Below are 18430 nucleotides of genomic sequence, written 5' to 3' on the forward strand. Positions count from 1 at the left end.
TGTCAGTTGTGCGTCATTAGAAAGATTTTTAATATTTAGATGTATTTGAAAGGAGGGAAGGCTCTTTTTAAATACTAAAAGTTCATTTATTAAAAATAATTTAACGCAAACAAATATTATTGATAGTGTGGAGATCTTAACTTTAATATCCTTTGAAAATATGGATTTTAATAATGTTTTTTTATTTTAATTAAATATTAAATGATGAATTTGATTGATATTTTTTATATATGGTTTTTATTTATATTTAAGTTGAAATTGAAAAAACAAGTTCAAAATAAAGATAAACACACAAAGTAAGTGTGTATGATTTGCATCTCATTAGGGCTATAATGAGAAAAGCAATAAAACTTAATGACAATATAAAAAAATCTGCTATAATCCGCCCACGCACTAAATTTCGTTCATTACCTGAACATTTCTCTTCTATATTGTGTATGCGCGTCCGGTCCATCGAGAGGACAATATTTCGCGCCCCACCCAATCGCTTAAGCGATTCCTTCAGGTTCAGGCTGTAATCATGTGTGCGTTATACGCATCGTCGTTCTCGGATCGCCGCTGATTCTATATTTTCAGCGATTATTGCTGTGCCGCTTTTTGCCGATGTCCATCAGACTTTATTTAATGGAGCACCCCATTTTCGGGTGAAATACTCTATGAGCAAAACTTTTGCTGATTTTCCACTACACGAATCACTTCAACAAGCATTGCAAACTTTAGGCTTTACTACGCCTACTCCTGTTCAGGAACAATCAATTCCTGCTGCTTTAGAAGGTAAAGATCTTCTTGTATCAAGCCAAACTGGTTCTGGTAAAACTGCTGCATTCTTACTTCCAACATTACATAATTTGGCAGGTAATGAAGATACGCTTCTTTCTTTTAAAGATCGTATGCGTGCTGTGACTGCACCTTCAATTTTAGTTTTATGTCCGACTCGTGAATTGGCTCAACAAGTAAGCCAAGATGCGATTGGTTTTGTACGTCACATGAAAGGTGTACGTATTGCTGCAATCATGGGTGGTATGCCTTTTGGTAAGCAAATCCAACAGTTAAAAGGTGCACAAGTTGTTGTAGCGACTCCAGGTCGTTTACTTGACTTAGTAAACCGTCGTCAAATCAAACTTGATCAAGTTAAAGCATTAATCGTAGATGAAGCAGACCGTATGCTTGATCTAGGTTTCTCTGAAGACTTAGAAGCAATCAGCGATTTGGCGGGTAACCGTGATCAAACATTAATGTTCTCTGCAACTTTCGCTGGTCGTATCATCAGCCTTGCAGAACGCATGATGAATGATCCACAACGTATTTCTATCGAAACTGGTCACTCTACAAATACTGATATTACTCAGACTTTGCATTGGACTGATGGTTTCGAGCACAAGAAAAAATTATTAACGCATTGGTTAAACGGCGAAGACGTTGACCAAGCGGTAGTATTTGCTTCAACTCAAGAAGACACTGATATGCTTGCTGAAGAGCTTGCAGAAGCAGGTATGTCTGTTGTAGCACTACATGGTGCGATGCCACAAACTGTACGTAACCGTCGTTTACGTAGCATTCGTGAAGGTCGTGCAAAAATCTTAGTTGCAACTGACGTTGCTGCTCGTGGTCTTGACGTACCAACAATTTCTCACGTAATTAACTTCGGTCTTCCAATGAAGAACGAAGATTATGTACACCGTATTGGCCGTACTGGTCGTGCTGGTCGTACAGGTAAAGCAATTACTTTAGCGACTTACCGTGAGCGCGGTAAAATCCGTGCTTTAGAAGACTTCTTAGATGCACGTTTAAATGTGTCTGAAATCGAAGGTCTTGAGCCATCTCCACCTCCTGCACGCGGTAGTCGTGATGGTGGCGGTCGTGGTCGTGATGGCGGTGGTCGTGGTCGTGGCGGTTTTGGCGGTGGTCGTGGTCGTGATGGCGGCGGTCGTCGTTTTGAAGGCGAAAGCAACTTCAAACGTCGTGAAGGCGGTGATGATCGTCCACGTCGTAGCTTCGATGACAAGCCTCGTGGCGAACGTCCGGCATTTGGTGGTGAAGACCGTCCACGTCGTGACTTCGGTGATCGTCCAGCTCCACGTCGTGAAGGCGGTTTTGGTGATCGTCCACAACGTTCTTTTGATGACCGTCCAAAACGTGATTTCGGTGATCGTCCACCACGTCGTGAAGGTGGTTTCGGTGATCGTCCTCGTTCTAACGATGACAACCGTGGTAACCGTGTAGATTACAAACCACGTGAAGGCGGTTTCGGTGATCGTCCAAAACGTGATTTTGGTGATCGTCCAGCTCCACGTCGTGAAGGCGGTTTTGGTGATCGTCCTAAGCGTGATTTCGGTGATCGTCCAGCTCCACGTCGTGAAGGTGGTTTCGGTGATCGTCCACAACGTTCTTTCGATGATCGTCCAAAACGTACTTTTGGTGATGACCGTCCAAAACGTGAATTCAACTCAGACCGTCCACGCCGTGAAGGTGGTGAAGACCGTCCACGTCGTAAATTCAATGACTAATTCTTAGTTATTTTTAAAAAACCAGTCAATTGACTGGTTTTTTTATTGCATATTTATTTTGATCTGATACAATAAAACGTGAACTAAGTCATACTTTGTGGCAAAATTGATAATTATATGATTAAAAGGCTTTCGTGATGATATTTGAACAAATTGATTTAGGAATTCTCATGCGTTACCTATTTGGGATATTGATTGTTCTAAACGGCGCTTTATTTATTTATGGCTCAGTTGTTTAATCTTTTTAATTAATAAAAAACGAAATTTCAAAATAAATATATAATAAAAAACAATAAATATTAAAATTCGCTAAAAAATAAAAGATCTGACTGGCATTGTGTCCTGCATAAAAATGCTACAATATGAATACTATACATTCATGTTAGATAAAATATAATTCAGCAAATTCAGTATACATATATCCAAGCTGATAAAACGCAGGAAAACTTTCAGCTATGACTAGTCAAATCGCTCCCGCAACTGAAGCTCTTATAGAAGTCAAAAATTTGAGCTTTAATCGAGGAGATCGTGTGATTTATGATCAGGTGAATTTAACCATACGCCGTGGACAAATCACCGCCATAATGGGGCCATCTGGAACAGGTAAAACAACACTACTTCGACTGATTGGGGGACAATTGATCCCAGATTCTGGCGAAGTGCTTCTAGATGGAAAAAATATTGCCAAAATGTCACGTCAGGAATTATTTTCTGCCCGAGCACGCATGGGAATGCTTTTCCAAAGTGGCGCTCTATTTACAGACATGAGTGTCTATGAAAATGTCGCCTTTCCCATTCGCGCACACACTAAACTCCCAGAGCATCTTATTGCAGAACTTGTCGCTTTAAAGTTGGAATCTGTAGGTTTGCGTGGGGCAGAGCAAATGATGCCATCTGAGCTTTCTGGGGGGATGAATCGACGCGTTGCCTTAGCACGTGCCATCGCATTAGATCCTGATTTAATCATGTATGACGAGCCTTTTGCTGGCCAAGATCCTATTGTAATGGGGGTTTTGACACGCCTGATTCGTTCATTACGGGAAGCCTTGGATTTAACCACCATCATTGTGTCACATGATGTGGCAGAAACGCTTTCAATTGCAGATTACATTTATGTCGTTGCGGAAGGTAAAGTGCAAGGTGAAGGTACGCCAGCTGAGCTCCGTGAGCATTCATCTCCATTTGTAAAACAATTTCTGACAGGTTCTGTTGAAGGTCCTGTGGATTATCAATTTAGCCATCAAGCTTATTTAAGTGCTGAGGTGCGTTCATGAATGCTATCGCCTTATTGGGTAGACGCGTTATTGAACGTGTTGAGGGGATTGGTGTTGCAACACTCATGTTGCTACAAATTTTATTCTCATTGCCTACATGGATTGGTATCAAACTGTTTGTGTACCAAATGTACCGTGTTGGTGTGATGTCACTACTGATTATTGTGGTTTCTGGTCTCTTTATTGGTGCGGTACTCGGTTTACAGATGTATAGCATTTTAGTGACTTTTGGTAGTGAGGCCATGTTGGGTGCAGCTGTTTCACTCACGCTATTAAGAGAGTTAGCCCCTGTTGTTGCAGCGCTTTTATTTGCTGGGCGGGCAGGGTCTGCTTTAACAGCAGAAATTGGTTTAATGAAAGCCACCGAGCAACTGTCCAGTATGGAAATGATCGGGGTTGATCCATTAAAACGCATTATTTCCCCAAGGCTATGGGCGGGTATTTTTAGCTTGCCAATGCTTGCCGTGATTTTTGCTGCTGTTGGTATTATGGGTGGCAAAATGGTTGGTGTCGATTTTTTAGGTGCTGACGAAGGTTCTTATTGGAGCGGCATGGAAAATGCGGTTCAATTTTTCAAAGATGTCTTTAATGGCACGATTATAAAAAGTTTTGTATTTGCTTTGCTTTGTACTTGGATTGCAGTTTATCAGGGGTACTACTGTGAGCCAACGTCAGAAGGTATTGCAACATCTACAACACGAACAGTGGTGTATTCGTCACTGTGTGTTTTAGGTTCAGATTTCGTGTTGACTGCGGTCATGTTCGGAGGTGTTTAATGAAATCACGTAATAGTGAGCTAGCAGTCGGTATATTTGTTATTCTATTCGGTATAGCTCTATTTTTCTTAGCTATGCGAGTGAGTGGATTAGCTGGAACAACCATTCAAGACAGTTATCAAATGACTGCAACCTTTGACAATATCAATGGTATAAAGCCACGTGCAAAAGTGGCGATGAGTGGTGTGAAAGTTGGGCAGGTGGATAACATTACCTTAGATCCGATTACACGATTGGCGACTGTTGAAATGACTTTGGATGGCAGTCTAACGTCTTTTAATGCGGAGCAAATGAAACAAGTGCAAAAGAATGCTTTAGAAGAATTGCGCTATAGTTTTGATTACGAAAATGCTACACCAGAAAAACAAAAAGAAATGGAAAAACAACTATTGGGTAACATGAAATCCATTACAAATCTCGACGAAGATGCTTATATCATGGTGGCAACCAATGGTTTACTCGGTGAAAAATATTTAAAGATTGTACCTGGTGGTGGTGTGAATTATTTGAAGCGTGGAAGTCAAATTAGCAATACCCAAAGCACAATGGAAATTGAAGATTTAATTACCAAATTTGTGACGGGTGGCGCTGGCGAAAGCTCAAGTAACAATAAAGAAAAAGGTGCAGAAACCGAGTCGGCATCGGAAAAATCAACAGAGGCAGAAGTGTCATTTGTTGAATAATGATGAGAGGAAAAATGAATGAATACTTTAGTTAAACAAACACTTACGGCAAGCATATTGTCTGCACTGGTTGCAGGTTCAGCATTTGCTCGTCCTGCGGAAGCACCACCTGTATTTGTAAAAAAAGTTGCGGATGGTTTAATTAAACGTTTGCAAGCAGATCATACAAAATTACAAAACAATCCAACAGCAGTTAAAGCGATTGTTCGTGAACAACTTGATCCATATATTGATTCTCAAGCGTTTACACGTATTGTGATGGGAACATATGCAAATCCTCAAAACAGTACACCTGCTCAACGTGCTCAGTTTGAGAAAAACTTCCGTGAAACGTTGATTGAGAACTATGGAAGTTCATTTGCTAAATTTAGCAATCAAACATATTCAGTGCGTCAATACAAAGAAACCAACAGTGCTAATCCTGTGGTAACAATTGATTTTAATAACAAGGGTGAAAAAATCCCTGTTTCTTTCCAATTGGCTGATAAAGGTAGCCAATGGAAAATTCGTAATATCAACGTTTCTGGAATCGATTTAGGTCTTCAGTTCCGTAATCAGTTTGCTGCGACTGTGAAGAAAAATGGTAATGACTTAAATAAAGCCATTGCTAACTTCAAACCAGATGCTGAAGCTGCGGTAGAAAAGAAAAAATAATTTATTTGGATAGGACTTCTACATGATTCGAACAAGTCAACAGGCAATACATGTTTCTGGCAAAATTGATTATGAAAATGCTGAACAGTATTATCAATTGGGCTTGAAAGAAATTCAGAATTTGAATCAATTCCCGCTAGTGGTAGATTTATCTGAACTTAAACATGGCAGTACTTTGGCTTTAGCTGTGCTGGTTCGTTGGCTACGCCAAACGCCAGATGCACAAGGTTTAGCGTTTAAAGCAGTACCATTAAAAATGATGAAGATTATCCAATCTTGTCATTTAGAACATGATTTAAAATTGATTTAATCGTGAAGAAGTCTTATTAAAAAAGCACCTAAGGGTGCTTTTTTAATATCGATGAGAAAGTACTTAAAATGAGACTTGCTTAAGCGTAGCCTTGAAGCTGTTGTTTTAAAGCTTGCTCATATCCATTTCTTAGCACGGAAGTAAATGAGTGGACCAATAAAGAAAGCCACAATAATTAAAGCCACAATGAGGAAACTCGTCGTGCCTTTGGCAAAGGGAAGTACATCCGTGTTCATGCCATAGATACTGGCAATCAACATTGGAGGTGCCAGCATACTTGGTAAGATGGAGAATCGACGAATCGTATCGTTCTGTTCAGTGTTAATAAATCCAGATGTGGTATCCAGTAAGAATCGTACTTTTTGGAAAAGGAAGGCATCATGCTCGACCAGTGAGCGAACGTCTTCACTCAATTCACGAATATCTGCATCATAAATATGACTGCCTAGAGCACGTGGACGTGATAGAAAAGTCAGTACACGGCGTAAATCGATTAAGCACAGTTGAGCCTTTCCGAGAACATCTTCTTTTTGTGCAAGACGGGTAATCATGTCGTCAAGATCTAAAATTTGTTCACGATGGCGTACGTTCAACACTTCGGTTGAGTAAGTTTCTAAGTCCTTGTGGATATCTTCTAAGATATCCGCAAGTTCGTCGAGTTTGGCTTCCAACAGACCGAGTAAAATCCAAGTCGGATCTTTATAATCAATGTCGTAATCATTACGACGAGCACGTGCACGAAAGGCACGGAATGCAACCAGCTTTTCACCACGTAAAGTAAATAATCGATCTTTATGCAAAATGAAAGCAACGGTTTGAACTGTCGCCAACATATTTGACGTTTCTTCAGGATCACCTTCAATTTGATAATTCTTATTTTTCGTTAAAAAATACGTGCTGATATGTAAAATACCATCATCATCACGGTAGAATCGAGCGGATGATGAGATATCTTCCAGTGATTTTAAGGTCGGTAAATTTTGGGAATACGCTTCCAAAACCCATTCTTGTTCTTCTTGCGATGGGGCAATCAAATCGACCCAGACAAGTTCAGGATCTAAATCGAATCCACCATTAATTGTAGCGTCTTCTAAGCTACCGCGCTCTGTGGGGTAAAAGGCTTCAAGCATTTTATCTTTTCTCCTTTGCGCAGTACTGTTTAATTACGATGCGTGTATTTTAGACAAGGATGAGACGAAAGAACACTGATAAGTTTGCAAAATATTTTAAATATTTCTCAAACGGTCTACTTTTAGATCAAGACATTAACATAAGAGGGTCAAATATATATGAATTCAATCGCTATTTTTTGTGGTTCTACTTTGGGGTCAGATTCAATTTTTGCTGAAACTGCTGAACAAACAGGGCGTTTAATTGCTGAAAAAGGTCAAACTTTAGTGTATGGCGGTGGTCGATCAGGTTTAATGGGGATTGTGGCGGATAGCGCTTTGCAAGCAGGTGGGCAAGTCATTGGCGTGATCCCACAGGGTTTGGTTGATCGTGAATTGGCACATCCAGATTTAACTGAACTACATGTCGTGAAAAATATGCATGAGCGTAAAACGTTAATGTCAGAATTATCGGATGGCTTTATTGCGTTACCAGGTGGCGCGGGAACATTAGAAGAAATTTTTGAACAATGGACTTGGGCACAGTTGGGGATTCATTTAAAGCCTTGTGCTTTTTTAAATGTGAATGGTTTTTATGATGACTTGATTAAATTCATTCGACTAACAACGGATAAAGCATTTACCCATGCACGTTTTTCTAATGCATTAATTGATTCAAGCTCAATTGAAGATATTTTAAATCAGTTTGAAAACTATGTTGCACCTGAGCCAAAATGGGGTGTAAAAGATCGTGAACAATTAGTGAAATTAGATACATGAAACAGATCACCGTTGCAGCTGCAATAATTCTAAATGAGCAAAATCAACTGCTTTTGGTTCGTAAGAATGCGACTGAATATTTTATGCAAGTCGGTGGAAAGCTTGAACCCAATGAATTGCCTGAACAGACCATGTTACGCGAAATTCATGAGGAAATTGGCGCAAAAGCCAATTTAAAAAGCTTCGTGGGGCGTTTTGAAACCCTTGCTGCCAATGAAAAAGATCATCAACTGATTAGTTATGTCTATCAAGTAGAACTCAATGAATCACCACGAATTGACGCAGAAATTGCAGAGATGAAATGGATCGATTTGGATGATCGCGAGACTTTAATTGCACCTTTAACAAAAGAAATAGTGATTCCTTGGTGTCAGCAATACCTCAAATCTGCACACGCATAGTTTGTTTACACATCACAACGGCCAAGGATGGTCATTGATGAAATCTATTGTTCTGCCGCTGCAATACACGCCATTTCAATGTGTTTACAACCCAATTTCTCTAAAGCTTGCTTTAAGGCAAAAATTGAACTTCCTGTCGTGACCACATCATCAATCATTAATACCCGCCGATACTTTCGTCGTTCAAGACGCATGATTTGAAATTGATTTTCGATATTTTCCAGACGCTCCACCCGAGTTAAGCCTTTTTGCGAATGTTGTGCTAAACGAATAACAGGTTGCCAAACAGGAATTTTGAGCTGTTTCGATAATAATTTTGCAATGACCAACATTTGGTTATAGCCACGCTCTTTTAATCGTTCAGTCGAAATGGGCATGGGAACAATGGCATCAATTTTCCCCAATTTGAGTTGCATTAAGCTATGCATCAAGAAGATTTGATATTGTAGTTGCTGTTCGTATTTGTATTTTTGAATGATTCGATCGACAGGAAATTCATAATGAAATACGACACCAATAGATTGTTCATGCCGAATAATTTGATCTTTAAACCATGGAAGTTGTTGCCAGCAATCAGTACAAAACGAATGAGCTTGTTGTGTATCTAATCCACACAAAAGACAGGGCGAAATACGTTGAATACTGCGATGCAGAAGATGATTGACTAAATTGAACATAGTTTATTTTCTTTATCATTTTTATTTGTTTTAAAATTAGATTGATCCAATGAACATCAATCACTGGATCAATCATATTGTATTCAACTTTTTATAAAAATTCTGAAATTTTAATCGATAATTTACTTTTAAACATAAGCATATCTTGGGGCTTCTGGTAGCCATCGTTTCAGTAAACCTTCTGCTTGCTCAGGATAATCTTTTAAAATTTGCTGAGCCACATAATGTGCCTGAGTCAGTAGATGGTCATCACGCTCAAGTTTAGCAACGCGAAAGCCCATATCACCTGTTTGTTTGGTGCCAAGCAATTCGCCTGGTCCACGAATTTCTAAATCTTTTTCTGCAATTAAAAAGCCATCATTGGTCTCACGCATGATGCGTAAACGTTCTTGACCATTTTGTGAGAGTGGATTTTTATACAGCAGGGCGCAAAAACTCGCTGTTGCACCACGACCAACACGACCACGAAGTTGATGCAATTGCGACAATCCTAAGCGTTCTGCATTTTCAATGACCATAATGGATGCATTGGGCACATCGACACCGACTTCAATCACGGTTGTTGCAATTAGGAGCTGTAATTGATTGTCTTTAAACTGTTGCATGACCGCTTGCTTTTCATCGCCTTTCATTTTGCCATGTACTAAGCCGATATTGAGTTGTGGAAAACGTTCCTTAATTTCAGCATAGGTGGCTTCAGCTGCTTGAGCATCTAAGGTTTCAGACTGTTCAACCAAGGTGCAGACCCAATACGCCTGTTTACCTTCAGCACAGTTTTTCGCAATGCGTTGCAATACTTCTTCACGTCGATCTAAAGGAATGGTCACCGTTTGGATTGGGGTACGTCCTGGGGGTAATTCATCAATGACCGAAGTATCTAGATCCCCATAAGCCGACATGGCTAATGTTCGAGGAATTGGTGTTGCGGTCATGACCAATTGATGTGGTGTGGTGCTGTTTGCTCCTTTATTGCGGAGTGCTAAACGTTGATCAACCCCGAAACGATGCTGTTCATCAATAATCACCAGACCCAATTTGGCGAATTCAACACTGTCTTGGAACAGGGCATGTGTGCCCACCACCAAATGCGCAGAGCCATCTTTAATACTTTGTTCCGCTAAAGTTCTGGCTTTACCTTTTTGTTTGCCAGACAACCATGAAACGGTTAAACCTAGTGGTTCAAACCATTTCTTAAAATTCAAATAATGCTGTTCGGCTAAAATCTCTGTCGGTGCCATCATGGCAACTTGCCAGCCTTCTTCTAAGGCATGACAAGCGGCAACCCCTGCAACCAAAGTTTTACCTGCACCAACATCGCCTTGAACCAGACGGAGCATGGGTTTGTTTTGCTTTAAATCTTTAATGATTTCATTGGATACACGTTTTTGTGCATTGGTCATTTCAAACGGCAAAGTGGACAGCAATTGCTTGGCGAATGTTTTACTCGGCTTAAATGCAGGCGCAGTAATTTGCTGAATATAAGCACGACGAGTAAGAAGACTCACCTGATGCGCCACCAATTCCTCGATAATTAAACGTTGCTGAGCTGGGTGCGAGCCTTGAGCCAATTGCAGCATATTGGCATTGGTCGGTGGATGGTGAATATAATCCAAGGCTTGTTTCAGCGCATAACCGTTGCTGAATTTTTCAGGTAAAAGTTCAGGTAAATTGCCACTATGTTGTTCTAAAGCTTGTTTGACGTATTCACGTAATTTCGGCTGAGTTAAACCTTCAGTACTTGGGTAAATAGCGGTGAGCTGGGTTTTCGGCAGCGGTGTATGCTCGGTAATCATCTGAATTTCAGGATGATACATTTCCAAACCCCGTGCCCCGACACGGACTTCACCAAAGACCCGTAAGCGATTGCCACTTTTGGCACGATCCATCAATGCTTTATAGATATGATAAAAACGTAAAGTGACTTTGCCGAAATCATCTTGCAATAAAATCGCCATCGATTTGCGTTTACCGGGTGGCATATCAATCGAGACCACATTACCCTCAAGCAGATAACTGCGACCGACTTGTAATTGGTTCATGGGAATAATGGTGCTACGATCTTCATAGTCACGTGGCAAATGAAACAGCAAATCATCTGTGGTGAATATATTCAGCTTTTCTAGCAATGCAGCAGAGGCATTGCCAACGCCTTGCAATTGGTGGACTGCAGCCATGTCCCCTCAACTTAATTTTGTCATGGATCAGAATAAGGTCAGTTGATGCATATTCTATTTATCGGTTACGGGAAAACATCCCAACGTGTTGCTAAAACATTATTTCAGCAACAGCACCAAATTACCACAATTAGTCAAACTCCGAAAACGGATGATTTTGCCATGCATCTGATTCAGGAAGTGCATCAGCTCGATTTATCGCACATTGCCCCTGTAGATATAGTTTATGTGTTACTTGCTCCGAAATATGATCCGACTCAAAATTCGATTGAGGCATATCGACATACTTATGTGGAAAGTATTGTGCCAATCGTGCAGGCTTTAAAAGATCATCCTGTTCAGCGTGTGATTGTGGTGTCGTCTACACGTGTCTATGGTGAGAATAACGGTGAAAGAATAGATGATAATACTGTGCCAGTGCCTTGTGATGAGCAGGGTCGATTATTGTTAGAGATGGAACAGCGTTGGCAACAGGCTTATCCGAAACAATGCATTGTGGTGCGCCCAACGGGAATTTATGACGGATTAAGTCAGCGGATGATTAAGCTGGCAGAAACGACAAAAACCTACCCAAATATTCATTGGTCGAATCGAATTCATAGAAACGACTTGTCAGCTTTCTTGGTGCACTTGCTTCACGTGAAACATCCTGAAAAATCGTATATTTGCAGTGATAATAATCCTACGCCTTTGTATGAAAGAATTTTAGATGTTCAGCGGGAATTGGGGTTGCCTGAGTTGGTGTTGGAAAGTGAAAAGGAGACAGGGAAGCGGATATTTGCGGAGAGGATGTGGGGAGTGTAAAAAAATATATTGTAAGTTAGATTGATTAGTATTTGAATTTAGGAAGTTAAGAAATATTTAATAAGTGAGTTTAGGATGCATATCACTAATGTAATTAGTTATCGAAATGCGTGGGAAAAATTGAATATTGATTTTCAGGATATTCTCTTGGATTTAGAAAATACACTAGATATACCCGAATCGCGGATAAGAAATTGACTTGAAAAATAGAAGGACTAGAGCCATCAGTTGAGTTACCACACCAAACTCACAACCCTAGTCCTAATGTTCAATATTACCGAATTATTCTGCTTAATTGATGACTTTTTTCTACAATTTGAAGCAACTTATTGGAAATTTCTCAAGCAAGATGGCCAACTTTCAAGAATCCGAGTTGCTCAACTCAGTCTTTCAGAAATTATCTTTATTGCTATTTGGTATAAATCCTCTCATTTCACTAATTTCAAAGCCTTTTTCACTTGGTTAAAAGAAGATAAAAGCTATTTATTTAAGTACTTGCCTTGCTATCAAAGGATGATTCATCTGATCAATATGCACCAATTGGCTCTACACGCTTTGCATGTGGCGCTGATGAAAGGTCAAGAAACACAATATTTATGGATTGATTCAACAACTCTGCCAGTTTGTAAAAATCAACGTATTCAACGTCATAAATCATTAGTCCAAATTGCATCACGTGGTAGAAGCTCAATGGGCTGGTTCTATGGCTGTAAATTACATATTGCGATGAATCAATTTGGTGAAATTACCTGTTCTGCTTTATCGAATGGACATGTTGCTGACATAAAAATGGTTGAGCAATTAGTTGATGGCCTAAAAGGAAAACTTTACGGGGATCGAGGTTACATCAGCCAAGAATTAAAGCGCAGGCTGCAAGTTCAAGGTATTGATTTAATTAATTATCATCGGAGGAACATGGAATCTGTTCAACTCAGTGCATCAGATGAATATCACCTAAGGCAACGCAATAAGATAGAAACATTATTCAGCTTATTGAAAGGGCAATATCATTTAGTGACGAGTAAAGCACGTAGTACTTATGGATTTCTCAGCGGAATTTATGCTTCGTTATGTGCATATCAATTAACCCATCGAAATAAGCCAACGATTCAAATTATGGAGTCATCGGCTTAAGCAGGATTCGGGTTAGATATAGACTTTGAGTTAATAATTTATGAATATCATTCTAGAAATAAAAAATATAATCCAATGTTTGATTATTATGATCTATTACATAAGCATATTTTAAAAGGGTTGAGAAGTTGTGGATGGGAGCAAGGAGTAAAGATTAATGATGTTCGAAGTTTGACTAAATTAGGTCTTTTCAAGAATAAAATTTCTTTGCATTATGTGCCTGAACCCAGTAATTCACTAATGAATTGGATTTTTAGGGATGTGGTTTCTGGTTTTAATAGTGAGCAGCTATCGATCCCAATAATGCTTTATTTTAATGAGGATACTGAAGATTTAGATCAAAAGTATTTTGGAAATGATGTGCTATTCGGTGATGCAAATGAATTAATCAAAATTTATGATCAGTTAGAAAGTATAGAACCTTTAAATTTTGATTTTCCTTTTTTAATATTAGGTTTTAGTATTGATCAAAGAAAAATTAGAATGAAAGAAATACAGTTATTGAATGCAATACATTCTAAAGGTGGTTTTGTAAGGTCTATAACTTTTCAGCCTGAATATTATCAAGCAGGTTTAAGTATTTTAAGTTATTTTGCAACGGTACTACGTGAAAAATACCCCGAAAAAAATGCAACAGTTAAAATTGAACAACAAGATTTTACTGTACGAATGATTGTTGAATCAGAAAATGGTGATAAAGAAATCATAGAAAAAGCATTACATGAATATGAGCTTTTGATTTCAGGACAAACATCAATCGAGGATTTTTATCCAACAGCAATACAGACTTTAGAACTAAAGAATCAAATTAGAATGCTTAATTTTCAACTTGAGTCACAAAAAGAAATTATTGCACTAAAAAATGGTGAAATTCTAAATTTAAGAGCTTTAGCATACCAAGCGTTAAGCCAACCACAGCCGAATATCACTGTGATTAATCAACTGCATAATGAACAAAACATTAACATTGATTATAAAGCTGAAATTAATCAAAGTTATGAGGTGATAGATGAGCTTATAGACTTGTTAAGCGATGAGAGTATAAAAAATCAGTTACGTGATATTCAAAATGCATTGGATAATACCAAGGATAAAAAAACTCCAGAGGAAGTCAAAGGTTCTAGTGGATTCAAAAAATTAGGGAAATTTCTAAAAGAGGCTAAAGATACAAGTTCAAACATTCATGGGGTATTAGACAATACAGATAAGGTAGCAGGAGTAATTGAGAAACTGACTAAACATTACGATAAGTTGGTTCAGTTTGTACAACCCTTCTTTTCTTAAAGTATTTCGTCTTTTGGAGAAGTCTGTTATCAGAGGTTTTAAGGAAAGCTCCCCTCATCCAACCTTCTCCCATTTGGGAGAAGGGGATTAAAAGTTTATTTTTTCTTACGTTTTAAACGCTTCTTCGCTTGCTGTGCAGCAACAGCATCTAAAGCTTCTTTTAACTCTTCATCGGTAAACGACGTAATGTGTTGCAGCATTTGCAAGGTCACATCATCCAGAACCAAATTCGCATTCTGCGCCATGTTTTTAAACGCATCATCAAAGACAATTGCGCCTTCTTCATTGGTACTGATATAGCCTTGCTGCGTCAAGACTTTAATAAAGCTTTGGAACAAAGCTTTATCGAAGAATTCTGGTGAATTGAACTCATACAACACCGACAAACGCTGACCCAACAAGTGACTCAAATCTTCAACCTGCTTGGTTGAAATATTGCCTGAGCCACGTTGCGTAATCAGTGCCAAAGTCATGTAATAACGTTCAATACTCTGCATCACTGGCGCAGCCAATACTTCAAGCTGATTATGCTCTTCAGAGTTTGGTGCAGGACTACATAAGTCACCTTGCTCATCAATCGTGATCAAATGTGCTTGCGCCAAACCTTCAACGTATTTGCACACCTGATCTTCCAATTCATCTTCTTTCCATTTTAAGAACAATTCAGCTTTTAAGAATGGATAAAGTGTATGAATGACATTGATCAAATCTGTTTTGCTGATTTTACCGTTATGTTCGACCATTGCAGCAATAAGCGATGGTAAAACAAAAGCATGCAAAATGTTATTACGGAAATAAGTCAGTAAAACTGCTTGATTGTCCTCAATCGCAATAATGTCTCCCAGCACGTGTTTCACACGCTTGATCAATTTCAGTTTTAAACCATAAGCAATGATTTCTTTACCTGAAAGGGGAGTAACTTCCATACGTTCGTCATAAGGAAGTGCAGTCAACAAATCACGATAAGTATCAAGCTGTTTAATGCAGATTTCTTCATCCAAGGTGTGTTTTACAGTTGCCAATAAAATAAGTGACAACAATGACACTGGATTGATGACCGCAGCACGGTTGATGTTTTCTAAAATCGCATTGGCAGAGCTGGTAACTGCATCAGACACTTCTTGCGGAATCGGATCATCATTCTTTTCAATTCGAATTTTATCTGCACCATGCTGTTTCAACATGTCGTCTAAGAAAATCGGTTCACCAAAGTTGACATGAACTTTACCGAAAATTCGTTCAATTTTACGTAAAGTCTTGATGATGCCAAACACAGATTCAGCTTCTTTCGGCTTACCATTCATTTCACCGACATAAGTTGCACCTTCCATCAAACGTTCATAGCCGAAATAAGTCGGTACGAAAGCAATCGGTTTTGCAGGACCACGCAGATGACTGTGAACCGTCATTGCAAGCATACCTGTCTTCGGTGGAAGTAAGCGCCCTGTACGCGAACGCCCGCCTTCAATGAAGTATTCGAGCGGTGTGTTACGTGCCAAAATGCTGTATAGATATTCTTTAAATACCGTTGTATACAGTGCATTACCACGGAAGGTACGACGAATAAAGAATGCACCACCACCACGTAAAATTTGACCGACAAATGGCATATTGAGGTTATCGCCCGCAGCGATATAAGGCACCATCATGCCACGGTTATAAATCACGTAAGACAACAATAAATAATCGATATGACTACGGTGACATGGGGTGTAAATAATTTCGTAATCTTTTGCCAGCTCACGTACGGTATTGAAGTTATGCACTTCAACGCCGTCATAGAGTTGTGTCCATAAGCGGGTCAATGCTTGTTCGGCAAAACGCACCGTTGAATGTGAATAGTCAGATGCAATTTCATTGACATAACCAATCGCACGACGTTCAGCTTCAATCAAACTGATTTTTGAACGTATACTTTCTTTACGAATTCCATCTTTGACATCTTCAGATTTAATCAAAGATTGCATCACGTTACGACGATCAGACAAGTCAGGACCTAAGACCACTTCACGTTGACGATCTAAGTAGTCATTCAATTGATTGACAATATAGGTCGCTGGTGAAAGGTTCGGATGCGTGCTTTGCGCATAATTGACCAATTCACGTAGTGATTTAGCTTCATGAAACTCAAGAAAAGATTGGCGACCATGTAAGCCAATATTCATTAATTGTTTAAACGTACTTGGGGTTGCCCAAGTGTCTGTAAATAACAGCTTAAACCATGAGTCTTCTTTATCTGGTGAACGTCCCCACAATACCGTCACAGGCACGAGTTCAATGTCGTAGTCTGGATATTTGTCTAAGAGCTCAATCAAACGCAGTAAACGAGGGGGGAACGCGTGTGCAGGAGGATTGAGTAAATTGGTCTCATTCTGATGCTGTAAAAACAACACCGCTGCTTTCTCTTTGTGATCACCTACAACTAATGGATCTAATGCAGATGGTAATTTAAGACGGCGTGTTTCACCATCGACCACTAAAGCATTACTGCGAGAATAGTTTTGTAAGACATAACAAACCACTTTTTGAGGTGATTCAGCCTGAGTCGCTGGGGTGTCTGAAGACGGGGTTTCTGTAGGAACCTCTCCAAGAACATGCGGTGTTACTACAAGGTCAAGCAGCTTACTCGAAAGCCGACGATACATTTGACCAAAGCCACTCTTGGACATAAATACTCCTAGCCAATGACGAATTACGCATTTAAGCGAATGAGGGCAATTATTTTCTTAAAAATATGCATAAAACAATATGTCATTTTCTAACAAATTGCATAAATGTTGGTATATTTTATCGTTAAAAATCGTATTTTTAGACATTATAGCAAATTCATATCGTGACAATATAGTCATTCAAACTTTAGTCCTCGCTCTGAATTTATGGCAAAATAGCGCTTCTTACGCATTTATTTCTAAGCCTATGGAGCCATCCGACTCTATATGGCGCGTAATTGAGAAATCTTATACAGCATAGGTTTGTTATGACAAATTTAACCCAAGAACTTGTTGATCTACTGACTTTAGAGAAACTCGAAGAGCATATTTTTCGAGGGCAAAGCCGTAATTTAGTGGGTAAGCGTGTTTTTGGTGGTCAAGTCCTAGGACAAGCTTTAAGAGCAGCATCATATACCACTGATCGTCCAGCACATTCATTGCATGCTTACTTTTTATATGGGGGTGATATTAATGCACCCATCATTTATGAAGTCGATAAATTGCGTGATGGAAAAAGTTTTGTCAGTCGCCAAGTCCGCGCAATTCAACATGGTCGAACCATTTTTTCAGCCATGGTATCTTTTGCCACTCCTGAAGACGGCTTAGATTATCAAATTGCCGTGCCTGAATATCCAGCACCTGAAGATTTAATATCTGAGCAGGACTTGAAAGAAAATATCATCAGCTTCGTTCCTGAAAATATTCGTGCCGCATTTATGCGCGAACGTCATATCGAAATTCGTCCAGTATCGGTCAGTAATCCGTTTACACCACAACCTGAGTCACCTTCATATGCGCATTATTTGCGTACCCATGAAAAATTACCTGCTGAAGTGGCAGATGATGTGGCACTCAACCAAGCGATTATTGCATTTTATTCGGACTATACTTTAATGATGTCGGCACTTCGCCCACATGGGGTTAACTATTTAACGCCGAGTTTGCAATGTGCCAGCATTGACCATGCGATTTATTTCCATAAGCCTGTTCGAGCAGATGAATGGATGCTGTATGACATGGATGCAACGGTAAGTGCAAGCTCTCGTGGTTTGAACTTCGGTCGTATGTGGCAAAATGGACAATTGGTGTGTAGTACCACACAAGAAGGTTTGATGCGTTTACGTGAAATCGAAACGCAGTAGTACATTTTCC

Annotated in this window: 16 protein-coding genes; 12 read left to right on the top strand and 4 right to left on the bottom strand. The window is 39.4% G+C overall.

Annotated elements, in window-relative coordinates:
* Window positions 1–656 precede the first annotated feature (656 nt).
* The 6 genes from G8E00_RS01970 to G8E00_RS01995 all read left to right on the top strand — a co-directional run bounded on the left by G8E00_RS01970 (window position 657) and on the right by G8E00_RS01995 (window position 6204).
* Window positions 657–2507, top strand: a complete 1851-nt coding sequence (locus G8E00_RS01970; RefSeq protein ID WP_166009004.1) for a DEAD/DEAH box helicase — start codon at window positions 657–659, stop codon at window positions 2505–2507.
* Between the two features lie 455 nt (window positions 2508–2962).
* Entirely contained in the window at window positions 2963–3781 is an 819-nt protein-coding gene (locus G8E00_RS01975; RefSeq protein WP_166008642.1) for an ABC transporter ATP-binding protein, read from the top strand.
* Entirely contained in the window at window positions 3778–4557 is a 780-nt protein-coding gene (mlaE, locus tag G8E00_RS01980; RefSeq protein WP_166008641.1) for a lipid asymmetry maintenance ABC transporter permease subunit MlaE, read from the top strand. Before G8E00_RS01975 ends, mlaE begins: the two co-directional genes overlap by 4 nt.
* The gene (gene mlaD, locus G8E00_RS01985; RefSeq protein WP_166221650.1) at window positions 4557–5240 is read left to right on the top strand and encodes an outer membrane lipid asymmetry maintenance protein MlaD; all 684 of its coding nucleotides are present in this window, start codon (window positions 4557–4559) and stop codon (window positions 5238–5240) included. Before mlaE ends, mlaD begins: the two co-directional genes overlap by 1 nt.
* Window positions 5241–5258: 18 nt before the next feature.
* A complete protein-coding gene (locus G8E00_RS01990) occupies window positions 5259–5894 on the top strand; it encodes an MlaC/ttg2D family ABC transporter substrate-binding protein (protein ID WP_166008639.1) in 636 nt (211 codons plus the stop codon).
* A gap of 22 nt (window positions 5895–5916) precedes the next feature.
* Window positions 5917–6204, top strand: a complete 288-nt coding sequence (locus tag G8E00_RS01995; protein ID WP_166221652.1) for an STAS domain-containing protein — start codon at window positions 5917–5919, stop codon at window positions 6202–6204.
* A 116-nt stretch (window positions 6205–6320) separates the two neighbouring features.
* On the opposite strand, the gene G8E00_RS02000 is transcribed toward G8E00_RS01995, so the two are convergent.
* Window positions 6321–7334: a CorA family divalent cation transporter gene (locus G8E00_RS02000; protein ID WP_166008637.1), complete on the bottom strand. Its 1014-nt coding sequence runs from the start codon at window positions 7332–7334 to the stop codon at window positions 6321–6323.
* A gap of 159 nt (window positions 7335–7493) precedes the next feature.
* Between G8E00_RS02000 and G8E00_RS02005 the strand changes: the two genes are divergently transcribed.
* Window positions 7494–8093 carry an LOG family protein gene (locus G8E00_RS02005; RefSeq protein WP_166221654.1) on the top strand — a complete coding sequence of 200 codons (600 nt, stop codon included), beginning with the start codon at window positions 7494–7496 and terminating at the stop codon, window positions 8091–8093.
* Entirely contained in the window at window positions 8090–8494 is a 405-nt protein-coding gene (locus tag G8E00_RS02010) for an NUDIX hydrolase (RefSeq protein WP_166221656.1), read from the top strand. The genes G8E00_RS02005 and G8E00_RS02010 overlap by 4 nt, the downstream gene beginning before the upstream one ends.
* Window positions 8495–8538: 44 nt before the next feature.
* On the opposite strand, the gene G8E00_RS02015 is transcribed toward G8E00_RS02010, so the two are convergent.
* Both G8E00_RS02015 and recG read right to left on the bottom strand, forming a co-directional pair.
* Entirely contained in the window at window positions 8539–9171 is a 633-nt protein-coding gene (locus tag G8E00_RS02015) for a ComF family protein (protein ID WP_166008634.1), read from the bottom strand.
* A gap of 128 nt (window positions 9172–9299) precedes the next feature.
* The gene (gene recG / locus G8E00_RS02020; protein WP_166221658.1) at window positions 9300–11345 is read right to left on the bottom strand and encodes an ATP-dependent DNA helicase RecG; all 2046 of its coding nucleotides are present in this window, start codon (window positions 11343–11345) and stop codon (window positions 9300–9302) included.
* A 45-nt stretch (window positions 11346–11390) separates the two neighbouring features.
* Here recG and G8E00_RS02025 point away from each other — a divergent pair, with 45 nt between their 5' ends.
* The 3 genes from G8E00_RS02025 to G8E00_RS02035 all read left to right on the top strand — a co-directional run bounded on the left by G8E00_RS02025 (window position 11391) and on the right by G8E00_RS02035 (window position 14567).
* Entirely contained in the window at window positions 11391–12149 is a 759-nt protein-coding gene (locus G8E00_RS02025) for an NAD(P)H-binding protein (RefSeq protein WP_166221661.1), read from the top strand.
* A 264-nt stretch (window positions 12150–12413) separates the two neighbouring features.
* Window positions 12414–13283 (top strand): IS982 family transposase, encoded by an 870-nt coding sequence (locus tag G8E00_RS02030; protein WP_166226357.1) that lies wholly within the window; start codon window positions 12414–12416, stop codon window positions 13281–13283.
* Between the two features lie 75 nt (window positions 13284–13358).
* Window positions 13359–14567 carry a hypothetical protein gene (locus G8E00_RS02035; protein WP_166221663.1) on the top strand — a complete coding sequence of 403 codons (1209 nt, stop codon included), beginning with the start codon at window positions 13359–13361 and terminating at the stop codon, window positions 14565–14567.
* A gap of 95 nt (window positions 14568–14662) precedes the next feature.
* Here the strand turns inward: G8E00_RS02035 and plsB are convergent, their stop codons facing one another.
* Window positions 14663–17236, bottom strand: a complete 2574-nt coding sequence (gene plsB, locus G8E00_RS02040; protein WP_166221665.1) for a glycerol-3-phosphate 1-O-acyltransferase PlsB — start codon at window positions 17234–17236, stop codon at window positions 14663–14665.
* A gap of 308 nt (window positions 17237–17544) precedes the next feature.
* On the opposite strand from plsB, the gene G8E00_RS02045 reads away from it, so the two are divergent.
* A complete protein-coding gene (locus G8E00_RS02045) occupies window positions 17545–18420 on the top strand; it encodes an acyl-CoA thioesterase (RefSeq protein ID WP_166008629.1) in 876 nt (291 codons plus the stop codon).
* Window positions 18421–18430 lie beyond the last annotated feature (10 nt).

Origin of the sequence: Acinetobacter shaoyimingii, from assembly GCF_011578045.1 — a bacterium.
In the GTDB taxonomy this organism is placed as follows: Bacteria; Pseudomonadota; Gammaproteobacteria; order Pseudomonadales; family Moraxellaceae; genus Acinetobacter; species Acinetobacter shaoyimingii.